This is a genomic window from Aureimonas endophytica, assembly GCF_014642635.1.
Classification (GTDB): domain Bacteria; phylum Pseudomonadota; class Alphaproteobacteria; order Rhizobiales; family Rhizobiaceae; genus Plantimonas; species Plantimonas endophytica.
On sequence record NZ_BMIQ01000002.1, the window covers coordinates 27,953 to 43,658 of the forward strand.

General features: G+C 69.1%; 11 protein-coding genes. 1 reads left to right on the forward strand and 10 read right to left on the reverse strand.

From position 1 onward, the window contains the following. Position 1 precedes the first annotated feature (1 nt). The 5 genes from IEY14_RS06480 to IEY14_RS06500 all read right to left on the reverse strand — a co-directional run bounded on the left by IEY14_RS06480 (position 2) and on the right by IEY14_RS06500 (position 5,210). A complete protein-coding gene (locus IEY14_RS06480; RefSeq protein ID WP_188907432.1) occupies positions 2 to 763 on the reverse strand; it encodes a sugar phosphate isomerase/epimerase family protein in 762 nt (253 codons plus the stop codon). A gap of 41 nt (positions 764 to 804) precedes the next feature. Continuing rightward, complete coding sequence (locus tag IEY14_RS06485) at positions 805 to 1,896, reverse strand: ABC transporter ATP-binding protein (protein ID WP_188907433.1); 1,092 nt, start codon at positions 1,894 to 1,896, stop codon at positions 805 to 807. Between the two features lie 2 nt (positions 1,897 to 1,898). Beyond that, on the reverse strand, positions 1,899 to 2,825 hold the full coding sequence (locus IEY14_RS06490; RefSeq protein ID WP_188907434.1) for a carbohydrate ABC transporter permease: 927 nt from the start codon (positions 2,823 to 2,825) through the stop codon (positions 1,899 to 1,901). Beyond that, positions 2,822 to 3,724 carry a carbohydrate ABC transporter permease gene (locus tag IEY14_RS06495; RefSeq protein ID WP_188907435.1) on the reverse strand — a complete coding sequence of 301 codons (903 nt, stop codon included), beginning with the start codon at positions 3,722 to 3,724 and terminating at the stop codon, positions 2,822 to 2,824. The genes IEY14_RS06490 and IEY14_RS06495 overlap by 4 nt, the downstream gene beginning before the upstream one ends. Before the next feature lie 235 nt (positions 3,725 to 3,959). Further along, entirely contained in the window at positions 3,960 to 5,210 is a 1,251-nt protein-coding gene (locus tag IEY14_RS06500; RefSeq protein ID WP_188907436.1) for an ABC transporter substrate-binding protein, read from the reverse strand. Positions 5,211 to 5,325: 115 nt separating this feature from the next. Between IEY14_RS06500 and IEY14_RS06505 the strand changes: the two genes are divergently transcribed. After that, positions 5,326 to 6,354, forward strand: coding sequence for a LacI family DNA-binding transcriptional regulator (locus IEY14_RS06505; RefSeq protein ID WP_188907437.1), 1,029 nt, complete (start codon positions 5,326 to 5,328; stop codon positions 6,352 to 6,354). 3 nt (positions 6,355 to 6,357) lie between these two features. Here IEY14_RS06505 and IEY14_RS06510 read toward each other — a convergent pair whose 3' ends face one another. The 5 genes from IEY14_RS06510 to IEY14_RS06530 all read right to left on the reverse strand — a co-directional run bounded on the left by IEY14_RS06510 (position 6,358) and on the right by IEY14_RS06530 (position 15,141). Continuing rightward, entirely contained in the window at positions 6,358 to 7,089 is a 732-nt protein-coding gene (locus tag IEY14_RS06510; protein WP_188907438.1) for a DedA family protein, read from the reverse strand. 54 nt (positions 7,090 to 7,143) lie between these two features. Next, positions 7,144 to 8,508 (reverse strand): HlyD family type I secretion periplasmic adaptor subunit, encoded by a 1,365-nt coding sequence (locus tag IEY14_RS06515; protein WP_188907439.1) that lies wholly within the window; start codon positions 8,506 to 8,508, stop codon positions 7,144 to 7,146. Then, positions 8,505 to 10,832 carry a type I secretion system permease/ATPase gene (locus IEY14_RS06520; RefSeq protein ID WP_244639351.1) on the reverse strand — a complete coding sequence of 776 codons (2,328 nt, stop codon included), beginning with the start codon at positions 10,830 to 10,832 and terminating at the stop codon, positions 8,505 to 8,507. The genes IEY14_RS06515 and IEY14_RS06520 overlap by 4 nt, the downstream gene beginning before the upstream one ends. 23 nt (positions 10,833 to 10,855) lie before the next feature. Further along, positions 10,856 to 12,949: a type I secretion protein gene (locus IEY14_RS06525; protein ID WP_188907440.1), complete on the reverse strand. Its 2,094-nt coding sequence runs from the start codon at positions 12,947 to 12,949 to the stop codon at positions 10,856 to 10,858. A 104-nt stretch (positions 12,950 to 13,053) separates the two neighbouring features. Then, a complete protein-coding gene (locus tag IEY14_RS06530) occupies positions 13,054 to 15,141 on the reverse strand; it encodes a hypothetical protein (protein WP_188907441.1) in 2,088 nt (695 codons plus the stop codon). Positions 15,142 to 15,706: the final 565 nt, after the last annotated feature.

Here is a 15,706-nt window from a genome sequence, read left to right on the forward strand (position 1 = left end):
CTCAGTTCCTTTCCGCATAGGCGCGCATGGCGGCATAGCTCGCCGTGGCGAAACGCTCGAAATCGGCGGGATTGTCGTGCTCGGCGATCATCAGCGTCGCGCCGGCCTCGCGCCCGAGGCGCCAGAGCCGGTCCCAGCCGAGCGTGCCGGCGCCGACATCGGCCCAGCCGTCCTCGTCCGCCTTCTCGCCGGCCGGCGCGATGTCCTTCACGTGCAGCGCCGAGAGCCGGCCCTTGTAGCGCGTCAGCCAGGTGGCCGGGTCCTCGCCGCCGCGCACGATCCAGGCGAGATCGGCCTCCCATTCGAGGCTCATGTCGGATTCGAGGATATGCTCGATCGGCCGCGAGCCGTCCGCCAGCGGACGCATCTCGAAATCGTGGTTGTGCCAGGCGCAGCGCAGGCCCTCGCCGGCGACCCGCTTGGCGATCCCGGCGACGCGATTGCCGAAGGCGCGCCAGCCGGCGCCGTCCGTCGGGCGCTCCTCCGGCGTCAGATAGGGCAGGACCATGATCTCGTTGCCGAGCGTCCGGGCGATGGAAAGGGCGCGGGCGAAATCGCTCTCGAGGAAATCGACGCTGTAATGGGCGCTCTTCACGGTGAGGCCATGCGCGTCGAGCCCGCGCTTCAGCCCCTCGACATCGTCGTAGAGGCCGCGAAAGGTCTCGACGTCGCGATAGCCGATCCGGGCGAGGAGGGCGAGCTGCGCGTCGAGCGGCGGGAAGTTGCGGCCCGAATAGAGCTGCATCGAGATCGTTTCGGTCATGGCGGATGTCCGGTTGGCTTATGGCTCGGGAGCGGGGAGGATCAGAGGCGCGCGCCGGTCTCGACGTCGAAGAGGGAGGCGCGGGCCGGGTCGAAGGAGAAGCGGATCGCCTCGCCGGGCGAGAAGCTCCGCTCGGAATCGATGCGGATCGACAAAGGCTGGCCGGCGAGCTCGGTCCAGAGCAGCGTGTCGGCGCCCATCGGCTCGACGACGCGCACCGTGCCGGCCGCCGAGAAGGCGTGGCGCCCGTCCGGCTCGCCGATCGCGACATGCTCCGGCCGGATGCCGAGGACGGCGGGGCGCGTCGCCGCCTGCCGCGCCATGAGCGTGCCGAGAAGCGGCACCACGAGGCCGCCGGCATTGAAGCTCTCGCCCTCGACGCGGCCTTCGATGAAGTTCATCGCGGGCGAGCCGATGAAGCCGGCGACGAAGCGGTTCACCGGCCGGTGATAGATCTCCGCCGGCGAGGAGAGCTGCTGGATTACGCCGCCCTTCATCACCGCGATGCGGTCGGCGAGCGTCAGCGCCTCGATCTGGTCATGCGTCACGTAGATCATCGTGTTGCCGAGATCCTGGTGGAGCCGCTTGATCTCGACGCGCAGCTCCGCCCGGAGCTTGGCGTCGAGATTGGAGAGCGGCTCGTCGAACAGGAAGACGTCGACCTCGCGCACCAGGGCCCGGCCGATCGCGACGCGCTGGCGCTGGCCGCCGGAGAGTTCGGCCGGCTTGCGGTGGAGAAGCGGCTCCAGCTGCAGCATCCGCGCCACCTTGGCGATGCGCCGCTCGATCTCCGGCCGCGCGACGCGGCTCATGCGCAGGCCGAAGGACAGGTTCTCCGCGACGCTCATGCGCGGATAGAGCGCGTAGGACTGGAACACCATGCCGATGCCGCGATCCTTCGGCTCGGCCCAGGTGACGTTGCGGCCCGAGATCCAGATCTCGCCGTCATGGATATCGAGCAGGCCGGCGATGGCGTTGAGAAGCGTCGACTTCCCGCAGCCGGAGGGGCCGAGCAGCACCAGGAACTCGCCCTGGCCGATCTCCAGATCGATCTTGTCCAGCGCCTTCAGCGCGCCGTAGCGGATGTCGAGATCGCGGACCGAGACGCTGGACGGCGCTTTCACTTCGGACATCATCATCCCTTGACGCTCCCGGCGGCGATGCCGCGGACGAACCAGCGGCCGGAAAGGAAGTAGACGAGGAGCGGCACGAGGGCGGTGAGGATGGTCGCCGCCATGTTGACGTTGTAGAGCCGCTCGCCCTGGGTGGAGTTGACGATATTGTTGAGCTGCACCGTCATCGGCAGGTTCTCCCGCCCAGCGAAGACGAGGCCGAGGATGAAGTCGTTCCAGATGCCCGTGACCTGGAGGATCGCCGCGACGACGAGGATCGGCACCGACATCGGCAGGAGCACATGGGCGAAGATCTGCCAGAAGCCCGCGCCGTCGACACGCGCCGCCTTGAAGAGCTCGGCCGGCAGGCTGGCATAGTAGTTGCGGAAGAGCAGCGTCATCACCGGCAGGCCGAAGATCGTGTGGATGAGGACGATGCCGGGCAGCGAGCCGTAGAGGCCGAGGCCGGAGAAGATGCGCACCAGCGGATAGATGAAGACCTGATAGGGAATGAAGGCGCCGAGCAGCAGCACCGCGAAGAGGAGGTTGGCGCCGCGCATGCGCCAGAGCGACAGGGCGTAGCCGGTGACGGAGCCGAGCGCGATCGACAGGACGACGCTCGGCACGAGGATCTTCACCGAATTGACGAAGCCGCTCTGGATGCCGTTGCAGGCGAGGCCCGTGCAGGCGGTGGACCAGGCGGCGCGCCAGGCGTCCAGCGTCGCGCCGCTGGGCAGGGCGAAGATGCTCGACAGGCGGATCTCGTCCATCGTCTTCAGCGACGTGACCAGCATGATGTAGAGCGGCGTCAGGAAGAACAGCGCGGCGATCATGAGGAAGGCGTAGAGCCCGACCCGGCCGGCGGTGAGCCGGCGCGGCCTGGCGCCGCGCGCCGTGGCGGGAAAGCCGCGCGCATCCGTCGCCGGCAGGGTCTGGGCGGCGGCGCTCATCGCTCGCCTCCCGCCCTGGGCTTGCGGAAATATTCGGCATAGAGCCAGGGCGCGAGCACGCAGAGCACCGTCACCAGCATCACGGACGAGGCGGCGGTGGCGAGACCGATATTCTGGCGGGAGAAGAGATAGTCCATGACGAAGGTGGCGGGCATGGAAGTGGCGGTGCCGGGGCCGCCATTCGTCAGCGCCACGACGAGGTCGTAGACTTTCACCACGGCGATAGAGAGAAGGACGACGGCGGTGACGATCATCGGGCGCAGGAGCGGCAGGACGATCGAGAGATAGAAGCGCCAAGCCGGAATGCCGTCGACGCGCGCCGCCTTCCAGAGTTCGCCGTCGACGCCGCGCAGTCCCGCCAGCATCAGCGCCATGACGAGGCCGCAGGCCTGCCAGACGCCGGCGATCACGACGGCATAGATCGCCATGTCGCGCTGGACGCTCCAGTCGAAGGAGAAGCTCGTCCAGCCGAGGTCGCGCACCGTCTTCTGGATGCCGAGCGCCGGATTCATCATCCATTGCCAGACGAGGCCGGTGACGATGAAGCTCATCGAATAGGGATAGAGGAAGATGGTGCGCAGGCCGTCCTCGGCCCGCACCCGCTGGTCGATGGCGACGGCCAGAAGAAAGCCGATGACAAGACAGAGGCCGATGAACAGGAGGCCGAAGGTCACGAGGTTCTGCAAGGACAGGAGCCAGCGCGCGTCCTTGAACAGCCGGGCATATTGGTCGAGCCCGACGAAATTGTTCACCGGCAGGAGGCGCGAGCTCGTCAGCGAGATCCACACCGTCCAGCCCATCGTGCCGAGATAGGCGAAGAGGACGACGAGAAGGGCGGGCAGAAGCGCCAGGAGCGGCGCCACCTGGACCTTCCGCCGGGATGCGATGCGTGATGCCATGGCCGGATCTCCCTTCCAGCGGGCAGGACGACGGCGGCTGCCGCCCTCCGATGCGATGGCGTCGATCTCCGATCGAGGAGGTCGTCGCCGTTCCGTTTCATTCGTCCCGGCATCCGAGCGATGCCGGACGCTACCCTTTGCAGCTGGCCTGATCTCCGCCTTCGAGGGGAAGATCAGGCAGCGTTGCGGTCTCGCCTCTTCTGTCTTTCAACGGCGCCGGGCATGGCCGCCCGCCTCAATCGGCCGAGCCGATCACGTCGGCGAAGGTGGCGACGAAGTCTTCCGGGCTGGCGGAAGAGTTGGAGAAGAAGTTCGTCACCGCGTCCTGGATCTGGCCGGTCGTGTCGGCGGAGATGAGATAGGTCGCGGCCGGCACCTGCTTGGCGGGGTCCTTCACCAGGGCGATGCCCTTCTGGGCGCAGGCGTCCATCTTCGACGTGTCGACATCGGTGCGGACGGGGATCGAGCCCTTCTTGTTGTTGAACTCGATCTGGGTCGCGGGATCGAGCATGGTCTTGGCGAGCAGGGCCTGGGCCGCGTTCGGGGTCGCCGAGCTGCCGACCTTCGGAAAGACGAAGACGTCGCCGCCCATCACATAGCCCTGATCGCCCGGCAGCACGGCGCAGCCGGCGTCCTGGCCGGGCACCATCTTGGCATTGATGAAATCGCCCTTGGCCCAGTCGCCCATGATCTGGATGCCGGCCTTGCCGGTGATCACCATCGCGGTGGCGTCGTTCCAGTTGCGGCCCGGCGCGCCGGCATCGACATAGTCGCGCAGCTTGCCGAAGCTCTCGACCGCCTTGCGGAAGGCCTCCGACTTCACGGCCTCCGCGTCATGGTCCTTGTAGACCTTCATGAAGAGATCCTTGCCGCCCTGGCCGAGCAGCACGGCGTCGAAGACCAGGGTCTCCTGCCAGGCCTGGCCGCCCCAGGCGAGCGGCGTGACGCCGGACGCCTTCAGCTTGTCGAGCGCGGCAAAGAACTCGTCCCAGCTGGCGGGCGCGGCCGTGACGCCCGCCTTCTCCAGAACGGCGGTGTTGTAGAACATCCAGTTCTGGCCGTGGATATTGACGGGCACGGCGAAGAACTTGCCGTCGCGCGAGGCGGCGTCGACGATCGCCTGCGGCATCACCTTCGCCCAGCCGCCCTCGTCGGCGACGCCCGACATGTCGGCGAGGAGGTTCTGCGACACGAGATCGTCGAACTGGCGGCCGGTATTGAACTGGGAGGAGGCCGGCGGATTGCCGCCGATGATGCGGTTGATCGCGGCGGCCCGCGCCGCCTCGCCACCCGCCACGGCGCTGTCGACCCATTGGCCGCCGGCGGCGTCGAAGCGGTCGGCGAAGACCTTCACGGCTGCGGCCTCGCCGCCGGAGGTCCACCAGTGCATCACCTCGGCGCGCTGCTTTTCCTGAGCTTGCGCGCCCGTCAGGCAAAGCCCGAGCGCGATCCCGCCCAGTAGGGCGCGACGGAAACTCCTCCGCATGTGGATCTCCTCCCAGAGATGTCTCGACTATCTGCTGTAATCGATTACAAGAGGAATGCTAATCGGCTTTGAAATCGATTACAAGACCCTTCCATACTCGCGACGCGAGAGAAACTTGGTTACCCAAACGACGAACGGGCGCGGCCCGAAGATCCGCGACGTGGCGCTGCATGCCGGCGTCTCCACCGCGACGGTCAGCCGGGCGCTGACCGATCCGGCGAGCGTGCGACCGGCGCTGCGCGACAAGGTGCTCGAAGCGGTGAAGGCGCTCGGCTACACGCCGAACGCCGCAGCGCGCTCGCTGCGGGCCGGGCGCACGCGCACCATTCTCGTCGTCACGCGCAAGCGCTGGAGCGCGCCCTTCTTCTCCGAGGTGCTGAACGGCATCGACACGACGCTCGCCCGGGCGGGCCACGCGATGATTCTCGGCAATTTCGATGCGGGCGACCGGCGCGAGGAGGAGATCATCGACATGATGTTCTCCGGCCATATCGACGGGGCGATCATCCTGTCCGGCATCGCCGCCGATACCGGCACGCGCTCCATGCTGGATGCCGGCCTGCCGATCGTCTCGATCTCGGCGGCGGTGGCGGGCACGCTGGCGATCGTCACGGACGAGGGCGAATCGATCGTCCGGCTGGCCGACCATCTCCTCGACGGCGGCCATCGCCGGTTCCTCTATCTCGCCGGGCCGCTCGGCAATTACAACGAGACGGTCCGCTGGGCGGCGCTCCGCGCCCATCTCGCCGGCCGGGCGGACGCGACGCTCGCCCGGATCGAGGGCGACTACACGATGCCCGCCGGCATCGCGGCGGCGAAGGACTTCCTCGCCATGGCGGAGCGGCCGAGCGCCGTCGTCGCCTGCAACGACGAGATGGCGATCGGCTTCATGAAGACGGTGCGCGCCGCCGGCGTCGCGGTGCCGGGCGCGGTCTCGGTCGCCGGCTTCGACGGCATCGAGTTCGCCGACTATTGCGAGCCGACGCTGACGACGATCCGCCAGCCGCGCTTCGAGCTCGGCGCCGCCGGGGCGGAGACGCTCCTGAAGATGCTGGCCGGCACGATGGCGCTGGCCGACGGCCCGGTGCGGCTCGTCAACCGCCTGCGGCTCGCCGATTCCACCGCGCCGCTCGGCGCTGGCTGAGGCTCAGCGCGGCGGCTGCGGCACGGGAAGGAGGGGACCGGGAAAGGCGCGCTCCGCCTCGGCGAGAAGGCGGGCCTCGGCGCGGCGCAGCGCGAGGCTGGCGATCACCGCGCCGACGACGCCGATGGCGAGAAGCGCCAGCCCGACCGGGCCGGCATAGCGCTCGACGAGATGGCCGAGACTATAGCCGCCGAGCCCGAAGACCACCGCCCAGACCACGCCGCCGGCGAGGTTGCACAGCATGAAATGCGGCCAGCTCATGCGGTTGACCCCGGCGAGGAGCGCCGCGAGCGTGCGCAGCAGCGCGACGAAGCGGCCGAAGAACACGACCTTTCCGCCATGGCGGCGGAAGAGATATTGCCCGAGCTTCAGGCGCGGCTCGTCGAGACCGATCCGCCCGCCGTGCCGCACCAGGAGCGGAAAGCCGATCCGCCGGCCGATCCAATAGCCGAGATTGTCGCCGACGACGGCGCCGGCCGCCGCCGCGAGGATCACCGTGCCGATGTCGAGCCGATGCGTCGTGCCGGCATAGATCGCGGCGCCGACGAGAATGGTCTCGCCCGGCAGCGGCACGCCCATGCTTTCCAGCCCCACCACCAGAAGAACGGCCCAGGCGCCATAGGCGGCGATCAGGGCATGCGGGTCGAGGCCGAGAAGATGGATCACGCCGAAGGCACTCCGCGACAGGACGAGGCCGCCTTCGACGCGATGCGAACGGGGCCGCCATCGACCCATCCCAGCCATCCTCGGCAGGAAGATGGCGGCGCCCCCGCCGGAGACCAGGGCCGATCAGCGCTCGTTGAAGGCTCTCGACATGGAGTCGGCGATCGGCTTGGTGAGATAGGCGAAGAAGGTGCGCTCGGCCGTCTGGATCAGGATCTCCGCCGGCATGCCGGGCGTCGGCACGAAGCCGTGCACCCTGGCGATCTCGCTGGCCGGCAGCTTGACGCGGGCGAGATAGATCTCCCGGTTCTCGAAGCCGTTCTGCACCTGCACCGCGTCGGCCGAGACGTAGAAGACCTCGCCCTGGAGGATCGGCGTCGTGCGCTGGTTCAGCGCCGTCAGCCGGACCGACGCCTTTTCCGACACCTTCACGAGGTCGATGTCGGTGCGCGGGATCTGCGTCTCGATGATCAGCGGCACGTCGGAGGGCAGGATCTCCATGATGGGCTTGCCGCTTTCGATCACGCCGCCGGCGGAATGGTAGTACATGCGCACCACCGTGCCGGAGGCCGGGGCCTGGACCGTGGTGCGCTGGAGGACGTTGCGCGCCTCCACCGACTGCTCGCGCACGCTGTCGAGCTCGCCCGCCGCGTTCTGCAACTCGTCCAGCGCCTGCTGGCGGTAGGTCTGCCTGGCCTGGGTGATCTGCTGGTCGAGCTTGTCGATCTGCGCGCGCGTCTCGCCGCTCTCGCCGTCGAGCCGGCCGATCTGCCCTTCCGCGTCGGCCATGGCGCGCTGGAGGGCGGCGAGCTCGGTGCGGCGCAGGAGCCCGTTGCGGAAAAGCTCGTTCTTGCCGGCGAATTCCTCCTTCAGCAGCGCCAGCTGCCGCTTCAGCGCCGTCGTCTGCTCGCCATAGCCGGCGATGCGATAGTCGAGCGAGGCGATGTTCTGCCGGAGAAGTCCGACCTCGCTGTTGAGCTTGGCCCGGGTCGAGGCGAGGCTCGTTTCCTGGCTTTCCTTGATCGCCTGCACGTCGGCATCGGCGAGAGGCGCGGCGAAGGGCGGCGGAAAGGCGATCGGGGTCTCGCTCGCCACATCGGTCTTCAGCCGCGCGACGATGGCTTCGAGCCGCATGCGCCGGAGATAGATCTGCCGCTCGTTGGCGAGCGCCGCCGTCTCGTCGAGTCGGATCAGCGGCTGGCCGGCGGTCACGTGATCGCCTTCGCCGACGAGGAGATCCTTGATGATGCCGCCGCCGAAATGCTGGACGATCTTGTTCTGGCCCGTGGCGACGAAGCTGCCCTGCGTGATGATCGCGGCGGCGAGCGGCGCGGTGAAGGCCCAGATGCTGAAGCCGCCGAAGGTCACGACGAGCAGGAGAAGCCCGAGCACCGTCTGCCGGCCGATCGAGCGCGGCACGTCCGCATACCATTCGATGTCGTGGAAGCCGGTCGTCGCGCCGCCCGTCGGCGCCAGGGACCGGGCGCTCATTGCAGCTGCCCCAGCGGGCCGCCGTCGAGCCGCGTGCCGCGATCGGCCAGCGCCTTCAGGACGTCCTGGCGCATGCCGAACAGCGCCACCGTGCCGTTGTGGACGACGAGGATCTTGTCGACGACATGGAGGAGGGAGGGGCGTTGGGTGATCGTCACCACGGTGATCTTCTGCTTTCGCGCATGGTCGAGGGCGCGGGCGAGGGCGGCGTCGCCGGCGCTGTCGAGATTGGAATTGGGCTCGTCGAGGACGACGAGCTTCGGATTGCCGAAGAAGGCGCGGGCGAGCGCGATGCGCTGCTTCTGGCCCCCGGAGAGCGGCGCGCCGTCGGCCGCGACGAAGGTCTCGTAGCCCTGCCCGAGGGAGGAGATCATCTCGTGGACGTCAGCGAGCTTGGCGGCGGCGAAGATGTCGGCATCGGTCGCGTCGTCGCGCATCCGGGCGATGTTCGCCTTCACGCTGGCCGGGAAGAGCTGCACGTCCTGCGGCAGATAGCCGATGCTCTCGCCGAACTGGCGCTGGTCCCAGTTCCTGAGGTCCATCAGGTCGAGCCGCACCGAGCCGGAGGTCGGCAGGATCGAGCCGACCAGCATCTTGCCGAGCGTCGTCTTGCCGGCGCCCGAATTGCCGATGATGGCGAGGGAATCGCCCGGCGCCAGCGAGAAGCTGATGCCGTTGAGGACGACGCTCTTGGTGCCCTGCGGCACGAAGAGCAGGCGCTCGACATCGAGCCGCCCCTCGGGTTTCGGCAGGGTCAGGCGCTCGAAGTTCAAGGGCGAGCCCTGGAGCAGCGTCGCGATCCGGGCATAGGCGGCGCGGGTCTGGACGAAATGATGCCAGCCCTCGATGGCGCCCTCGATCGGGGCGAGCGCGCGGCCGGCGATGATCGAGGCGGCGATCACCATGCCGCCGGTGAGCTGGCCTTCGAGCGACAGATAGGCGCCCCAGCCGAGCATCGTCACCTGGGTCAGCATGCGCGCGGCGCGGCTGACGGCGGCGCAGGTGATGTTACGGTCCTGCGCGATCACCTGCGCCTTCAGCGAGGAGGCGGTGTCGCGGCCCCAGATGCGCACCGCCTCGGGGATCATCGCCAGCGCGTTGATGATCTGCGAGTTGCGCGACATCGAGTCGAGATGGACGTTCGCCTTCGCCTGATGAAGGTTGGCCTCGCCGAAGGGCGGCGCCGTCAGCTTCTGGTTCACCAGCGTGATGGCGAGGAGGATCAGCGAGGAGACGACGACGATCATTCCCAGATGCGGATGCACGAGGAAGGTGGCGAGCACGAAGAAGGGCGCCATCGGCACGTCGAGAAAGGACAGGAGCACCGGCGAGACGAGGAAGGAGCGCAGCTGCTGGAGATCGCCGAGGATCTGGTATTCGCGGCCGTTGCCGTGCAGCGAGGCGCGCGCCGCCGCGCTCAGCACCGGGGCGCCGAGCTGGGCCGCGACCTCCACCGCCGTCCGCATCAGGATGAAGCGGCGGATGGCGTCGAAGACGGAATGGAGGATCACCGCGCCGACGATCACGGTGGTCAGCATGATCAGCGTGTCGACCGAGCGGCTGGTCAGCACGCGGTCGGAGATCTGGAAGAGATAGATCGGGATCGCCAGGACGAGCACGTTGCTCGCCAGCGTGAAGACGAGAGTGGCGACGAGGTTGCGGATGATGACCGCCTTCGCCTTGCGCAGCAGCGCGTTGAAGTCGACCGGCCCGAGGCGGCGATGGAAGACGCCGTCATTGCCGCCGCCGCCGCCATTGCCGCGCCCCTTGTCCGGCACGGTCGGCCCGCCGCCCCCGGCGACGGGCCGCGCCGGCACCGGGCCGCGATCGGCCTCGATCGTGATCATGCCGGGCGTGGGCGCGGGGCCGGGCGTCGCCTTGGCCTGGACCGGCTCGGCCGGCACGTCGCGCGCCTTGGGCGCGGCTGGAGCCGCAGGGATTGGAGCCGCAGGGGCGGGAGCCGCAGGGGTTGGAGCGGCGGCGGGCGCCGGCGCGGCCACCGGCGGAACGGGCGGCGCGGCCGGCGGCGCGGGCTGAACCGGCAGCGGCGGTGGGGGAGCCGGGGCGGCGAGCGGCGGCGAGGGAAGGACGGGCGCGGCGGGCGGCGGCGCGATCTTGGCGGCGGGACCCCGGCGGACCTCGGCCATGATCGCCGCGACCGCCGTCTCCATGTCGCCGAAGGCCTCGTCGATGATCTCGTCGGCGCTTCGCGACGCCGCCGGCGCGGGGCGGCGGGGCGCGGGCGGCGGCGCGGCGTGATCCTCGGCCTCGTCGTCCCTCATGCGCAGCGAGTCGTAATCGCCGATCCGTGCCCGGTCGTCCATCGCCTCAACCCCTCTGCGAACTCTTACGCGGCCAGGACATGCATCGGGTCGGCCTGCACCGTGCCGAGCGGCAGCGCGCCGTGATGGGCGAGATCCGTCCCGCCATGCGAGCCCATGTCCGGTTTCAGCATGTCGTCGCCGAGAAAGGCGACGGCCTCGTTGACCAGCGCGTCGCCGCCGAGCGGCGCGAGCTGCGGCGTGTGGGAGATCAGGTTCGCCTGGATCAGGATCTCGTCGGAATAGGCCTGGCCGCCGACATGGGTCGGGCCGAAGCCGTCGACATCGAGGATCGAGGCGCTGTTGACGAGCGTGTTGTGGCCGGTGGAGACGGTCCAGTCGGCGCTCGCGTCGCCCTTCACCTTATCCATGGCGAGGGCGACCTTGTCCGCATCGCCGAGGACGTTGGTCTGCTTGACGAATTGCAGGTCGATGACGTCGCCGGTGATGTAGAGCGCCCGGACCACGCCGGAGCCGGCGAAGGCTTCGTCCTTCAGGACGTCGGCCGGGGCGCCCGTGCTGCCCTTGGCGAGATGGTCCGCCGCCTCGCGATAGGCGGCCGGCAACGCGTCGAAGCGGTCGGCCGCGCCGACATTGGTGATCCTCGCCTCGTTCCAGAGGAGGTTGCCATGGCTCGACACGCTGCCCGAACCGGCGGCGAAGCCGCTGACCGCGCCGACCGTGTCGTTGTCGAGCAGGATATTCGTCTGCGTGATGACATTGGCGTCGTAGACGCTGCCGCCGACGATGATGAGGTCGTAATAATGGCCGAGCTCGGCGAGCGAGGTATAGTTCGTCGCGTGGTTGTCGCCGGCGACGACCTGGACCTTGTTGCCCGAGGCCGACATGATCGCGGTGTCGCGGTCCGACATGAAGTTGATCTGCTCGATCCAGTTGAGGATCATGAGATCGCCGGTGACCTTGGTCACGGCCCAGTAGTTCGGGAAGTCGTGCGTGCCGCCGCTGCTCCCGGCCGACGCGGCATGGTCGGCGGCCGGATCGATCCGCCGGAAGCTCGCGATGTTGAAGGCGGCGGTCGCCGCGTCGTCGCCGGCATGGCCGAGCGTGGCGGTCAGCGTGTCGTCGTCGGCATAGGCGTTGATCTGGACGATCGCGTTCAGCTCGACATGGTTGCCGATCACGGCCGTCACCTTCGCCGCGAGCCAGTCGTTGGTCAGCGCCACGGCGTTGACGAGCGTGTTGCCGCCCGCCTGGATGTCGATCGAGGAATGCGGGGCGACGAGCCCTTCGCCGGCGGTGGTCGTGCCCTTGACGACGGCGGGCGTGTCGGGGCCGGGCGTGCCGCCGGCATTGCCGCCGTTGCGGAAGGAGGGCGTGAAGCCGGCGAAGGGATCGTCCGCCGCCGGCGCCGCGACGGCCGGCCGATAGGCGGCATAGTCGGGCACGGCCGCGTCGGCGGTGCCGTTGACGAAATCGCCGTCGAGAACCGCCGCCTTGGCGACGAAGACCGTCAGCTCGTCGCCGTTCGTCGGCGGCGTCGGCGCCTCGTAGGCGCGCAGCGTCGCGGCCGTGTCGTCGATGAAGCTCTTGATCGCCGCGTCCGAGCCGGGCGGCGCGACATGGGCGAGCGGCGAAAGCGCCAGCGTCTTGCCGATGAGCTGCGCCAGGGATTCGCCCGCCTGTTCCGTCGGGCGGAAGACGAGACCGTGGCCGCCGAGGTCGAGGCGGTCGTCGTCGGACAGGATCGCGGCCTGCGCGACGACGACGGCGACGGAGCCGGGCGGCGTGACATGCGGCTCGGGCAGGGTGCCGGTCTGGCGCCACATCATGCCGGAGGTGTGCAGCTGCAACTCGCTCGTCCGCAGCTGGAAGAAGGAGGGCCAGGGCGTGAATTCGTGGAACAGCGCCGGTTCCGGCACCCGCTCGGAAAAGGCCCAATATTGCGCCGGGCCGGGTGCGGCGTAGGAGAGGGAGGGGGCGAAGTCGTCGAGATCGAAGGGGGCGCGGATGGTGACCTGCGTTTCCGCGTGGAGCGGGCGGTCGGCGGTCTGATGCGTCGCGGCGTAGAACTTGTAGTAGTCGTGGCGTGCGCGGGCCTCCTCGGTGGCGAGATGCCAGGAGCCGACGAAATGCGCGATCTCTTCGGTGATCTTGTCCATGGCCGGTTCCCCCGAGGCGCGGCGTCTCCGGCGGCATCGGCGGAGGCGACGGATGGGCCGCGCGCTTGGCGCGCGCGGCCCGGTTTTCGCGGAAGGGACGGGCCTCAGCTCGACGAGTGGTGCGCGCCGGCGTCGTCGCCGGAGATCGTCGAGTAGTGATCGCCGCCGACCACCGTCATGTCCACCGTATTGCCCTGGAGGTTGGCGCCCATGACGAAGGACTGGTTGAAGGCGCTGGTGTCGATCACCGCGTCGGCCGAGGCATGGCTGTAGCCCTGCACATAGCCGTCATGGCCGTTGTTCGAACCCCAGACGCCGCCGTCGCCGCCCGCGCCGCCGAAGCCGGCATTGGCCATCGAGTCGCCGATCGTGCCGCCGAGGCCGCCGAAGCCGGCGCCGCCGGTCGCCGCGCCGCCCGTGCCGCCTTCCGCCCAGGCGCCGCTGAGCGCCGAGGCCGTCGCCGCGCCGGCCGTCGCCGCGCCGCTCATCGCGTCGCCGCCGGTGGCCGCGCCGCTGATGCCGTGACCGGCCGTGGCGAGGCCGCCCGCGCCGGCATCGCCGGCGGTCGCCGTCGAGCTGCCGGTGCCCGAGCCCGAGCCGGAGCCCGTGCCGGAGCCCGAGCCGCCGGCGCCCGCGGCGCCGACCGAGCCGCTATTGCCGCCATTGCCGGAGGAATCGGAGGCGCCGCCGAGGCCGCCCGCCCCGCCGAGACCGCCCGTGCCGCCGGCGCCGCCGAAGCCGCCCGCGCCACCGGCCCCACCGGCGCCGCCGCCGCCCGCGTCACCGGAATTGCCGGCGCCGGCATTGTTGTTGGTGTTCGACAGGTCGCTGCCGAACGGATAGTTGCCGTCGGTGATGCTCGACAGGGACGGCCCGCCGTCGCTGATGCTGCCGCCATGGCTGGCGGAGGAAGCGTCGACGCCGGCCAGTGCGCCGGCGATGCCGCCTTCGCCGCCCGAACCGGCCGAGCCGCCTTCGCCGCCCGAGCCGCCGGTGCCGCCCGTTCCGCCGGTGCCGCCCGTGCCGCCGCTGCCGGCCGAGCCCGTGTTGCTGGCGCTGCCGCCGTCACCCGAAGTGCCGGCCGCGCCGCCGTCGCCGCCGAGCCCGCCGCCGAGGCCGATGCCCGCGCCGAGGCCGAGGCCGAGCGAGCCCGCCGCGCCGCCGGTCCCGCCGGTGCCGCCCGTCGCGCCGCCGCCCGTCGCGCCGCCGCTGCTCGCGCCGCCGCCCGCCACCAGGCCGGAGCTCGCATGGCCGCCGAGGCCGAGGCCGAGGGCCGGACCCGCCACCGCCAGGCCGCCGAGGCCGATGCCGCCATTGGCCGCGCCGCCCGTGCCGCCCTGGCCGCCGCCGGCATAGCCGCCGATCGCGAAGGCGCCGCCGCCTTCACCGCCCGAGCCGCCGGCGCTGATGCCGTCGGCCGCGCTGGAGGTGCCGCCGGTCGCGTTGCCGTTCTGGCTGAGCGTGCCGCTGTTGGAGATGTTGGATGCGGTGTCGTTGTCCGACATATGCGCGTTCTGGCTGATCACGGCGGCGCTGTTGCTGCCGTCGCCGTTCAGCGAGTTGTTCAGGATGTCCTTGAAGTCGACGCTGAACAGGCCGTCGATCGTCGAATCGTTGACCGAGACGCCGTCGATATGCGGCGTCTGATAGGCGTCCATGTTCAGCCCGACATCCACCGCCACGGTCGTCGTGCTGGTGACGTCGGTATGGCTGGTATTGTCGTTGCTGTTGCTGCTGTGGTTGCCGTTCAGGTTGCCGTTGAGATTGGCCGAACCGTTGAGATTGCCGTTGGCGTTGAGGTTCTGGCCGACGCTGGAGCTGCCGGCATTGGCGCTGCCGCTGGCGCCGGCATTGCTGCCGCTGCCGGAATTGGAATTGCTGCCCGAGCCCGCGCCGCTGAGGGCACCGGACCCCGCCAGCGATCCCGCGCCGCTGAGGGCGCCGGCGCCCGCGCCGGAGCCGGACATGCTGCCGGTGTCCGAGGTCGAACTGTTGGTGTTGGAATTCTCGTTGGACTGGCTCTGATCCTGGCCTTGGCCCTGACCCTGGAGTTCGCCCTGGCCCTGAAGCTGGCCCTGGCCCTGGAGTTCGGCCTGGAGCTGACCCTGGCCCTGATCCTGATTCTGGCTGGGATCGCTGTCATGCGGCATACCGCCGGTGGAATTGTAGTTGTTGTTCCTCGTGTTCGACATTGCCGTATCCTCCCTTTGGATACCGCGACCGGGGAACCGCCTTCATCTCTAACGCGGTTATGGCGATCGCGATGGTTTCGACATGACTGCACTTGCGGACTTCGGACGGAGGCGGATCGGCGGCCGGTGAAACGGAACGAACGGCCTTGGGCCCGCGACCGGACCTGACGACACGACTTCTCCCTGCCTGGCGCGAACGCAAACAACGCCAAGCTTCGACAAGCCCGTCGGCAAGCATCGACTTCGGTATGAGTTGGTCTCTTGTTGCCCTATCCTCCGATGTGGCAACGGATGAATTCTTACGAGGACCACAGGCGCATGTCAGCCGCCATTTCGATCTAGACCCTCGCCAAAGTTGCGGAAAATCCGGTGCTGTCACGGCTCGAAACACCAGCCGTGCACGGGTTTGAGGCAGTTCGATAGCGCGACTGGCTATCAAATGAGCGTAAGGAATCGGCAAGCTTTTCATGCTTCCCTAGCGGAATTATCAGCCGGGAAGCGTATTTTTAGATCGTATAAATCGACCGATCTATATCGGAAAGGCGAAACCCACGATAGGGTTATG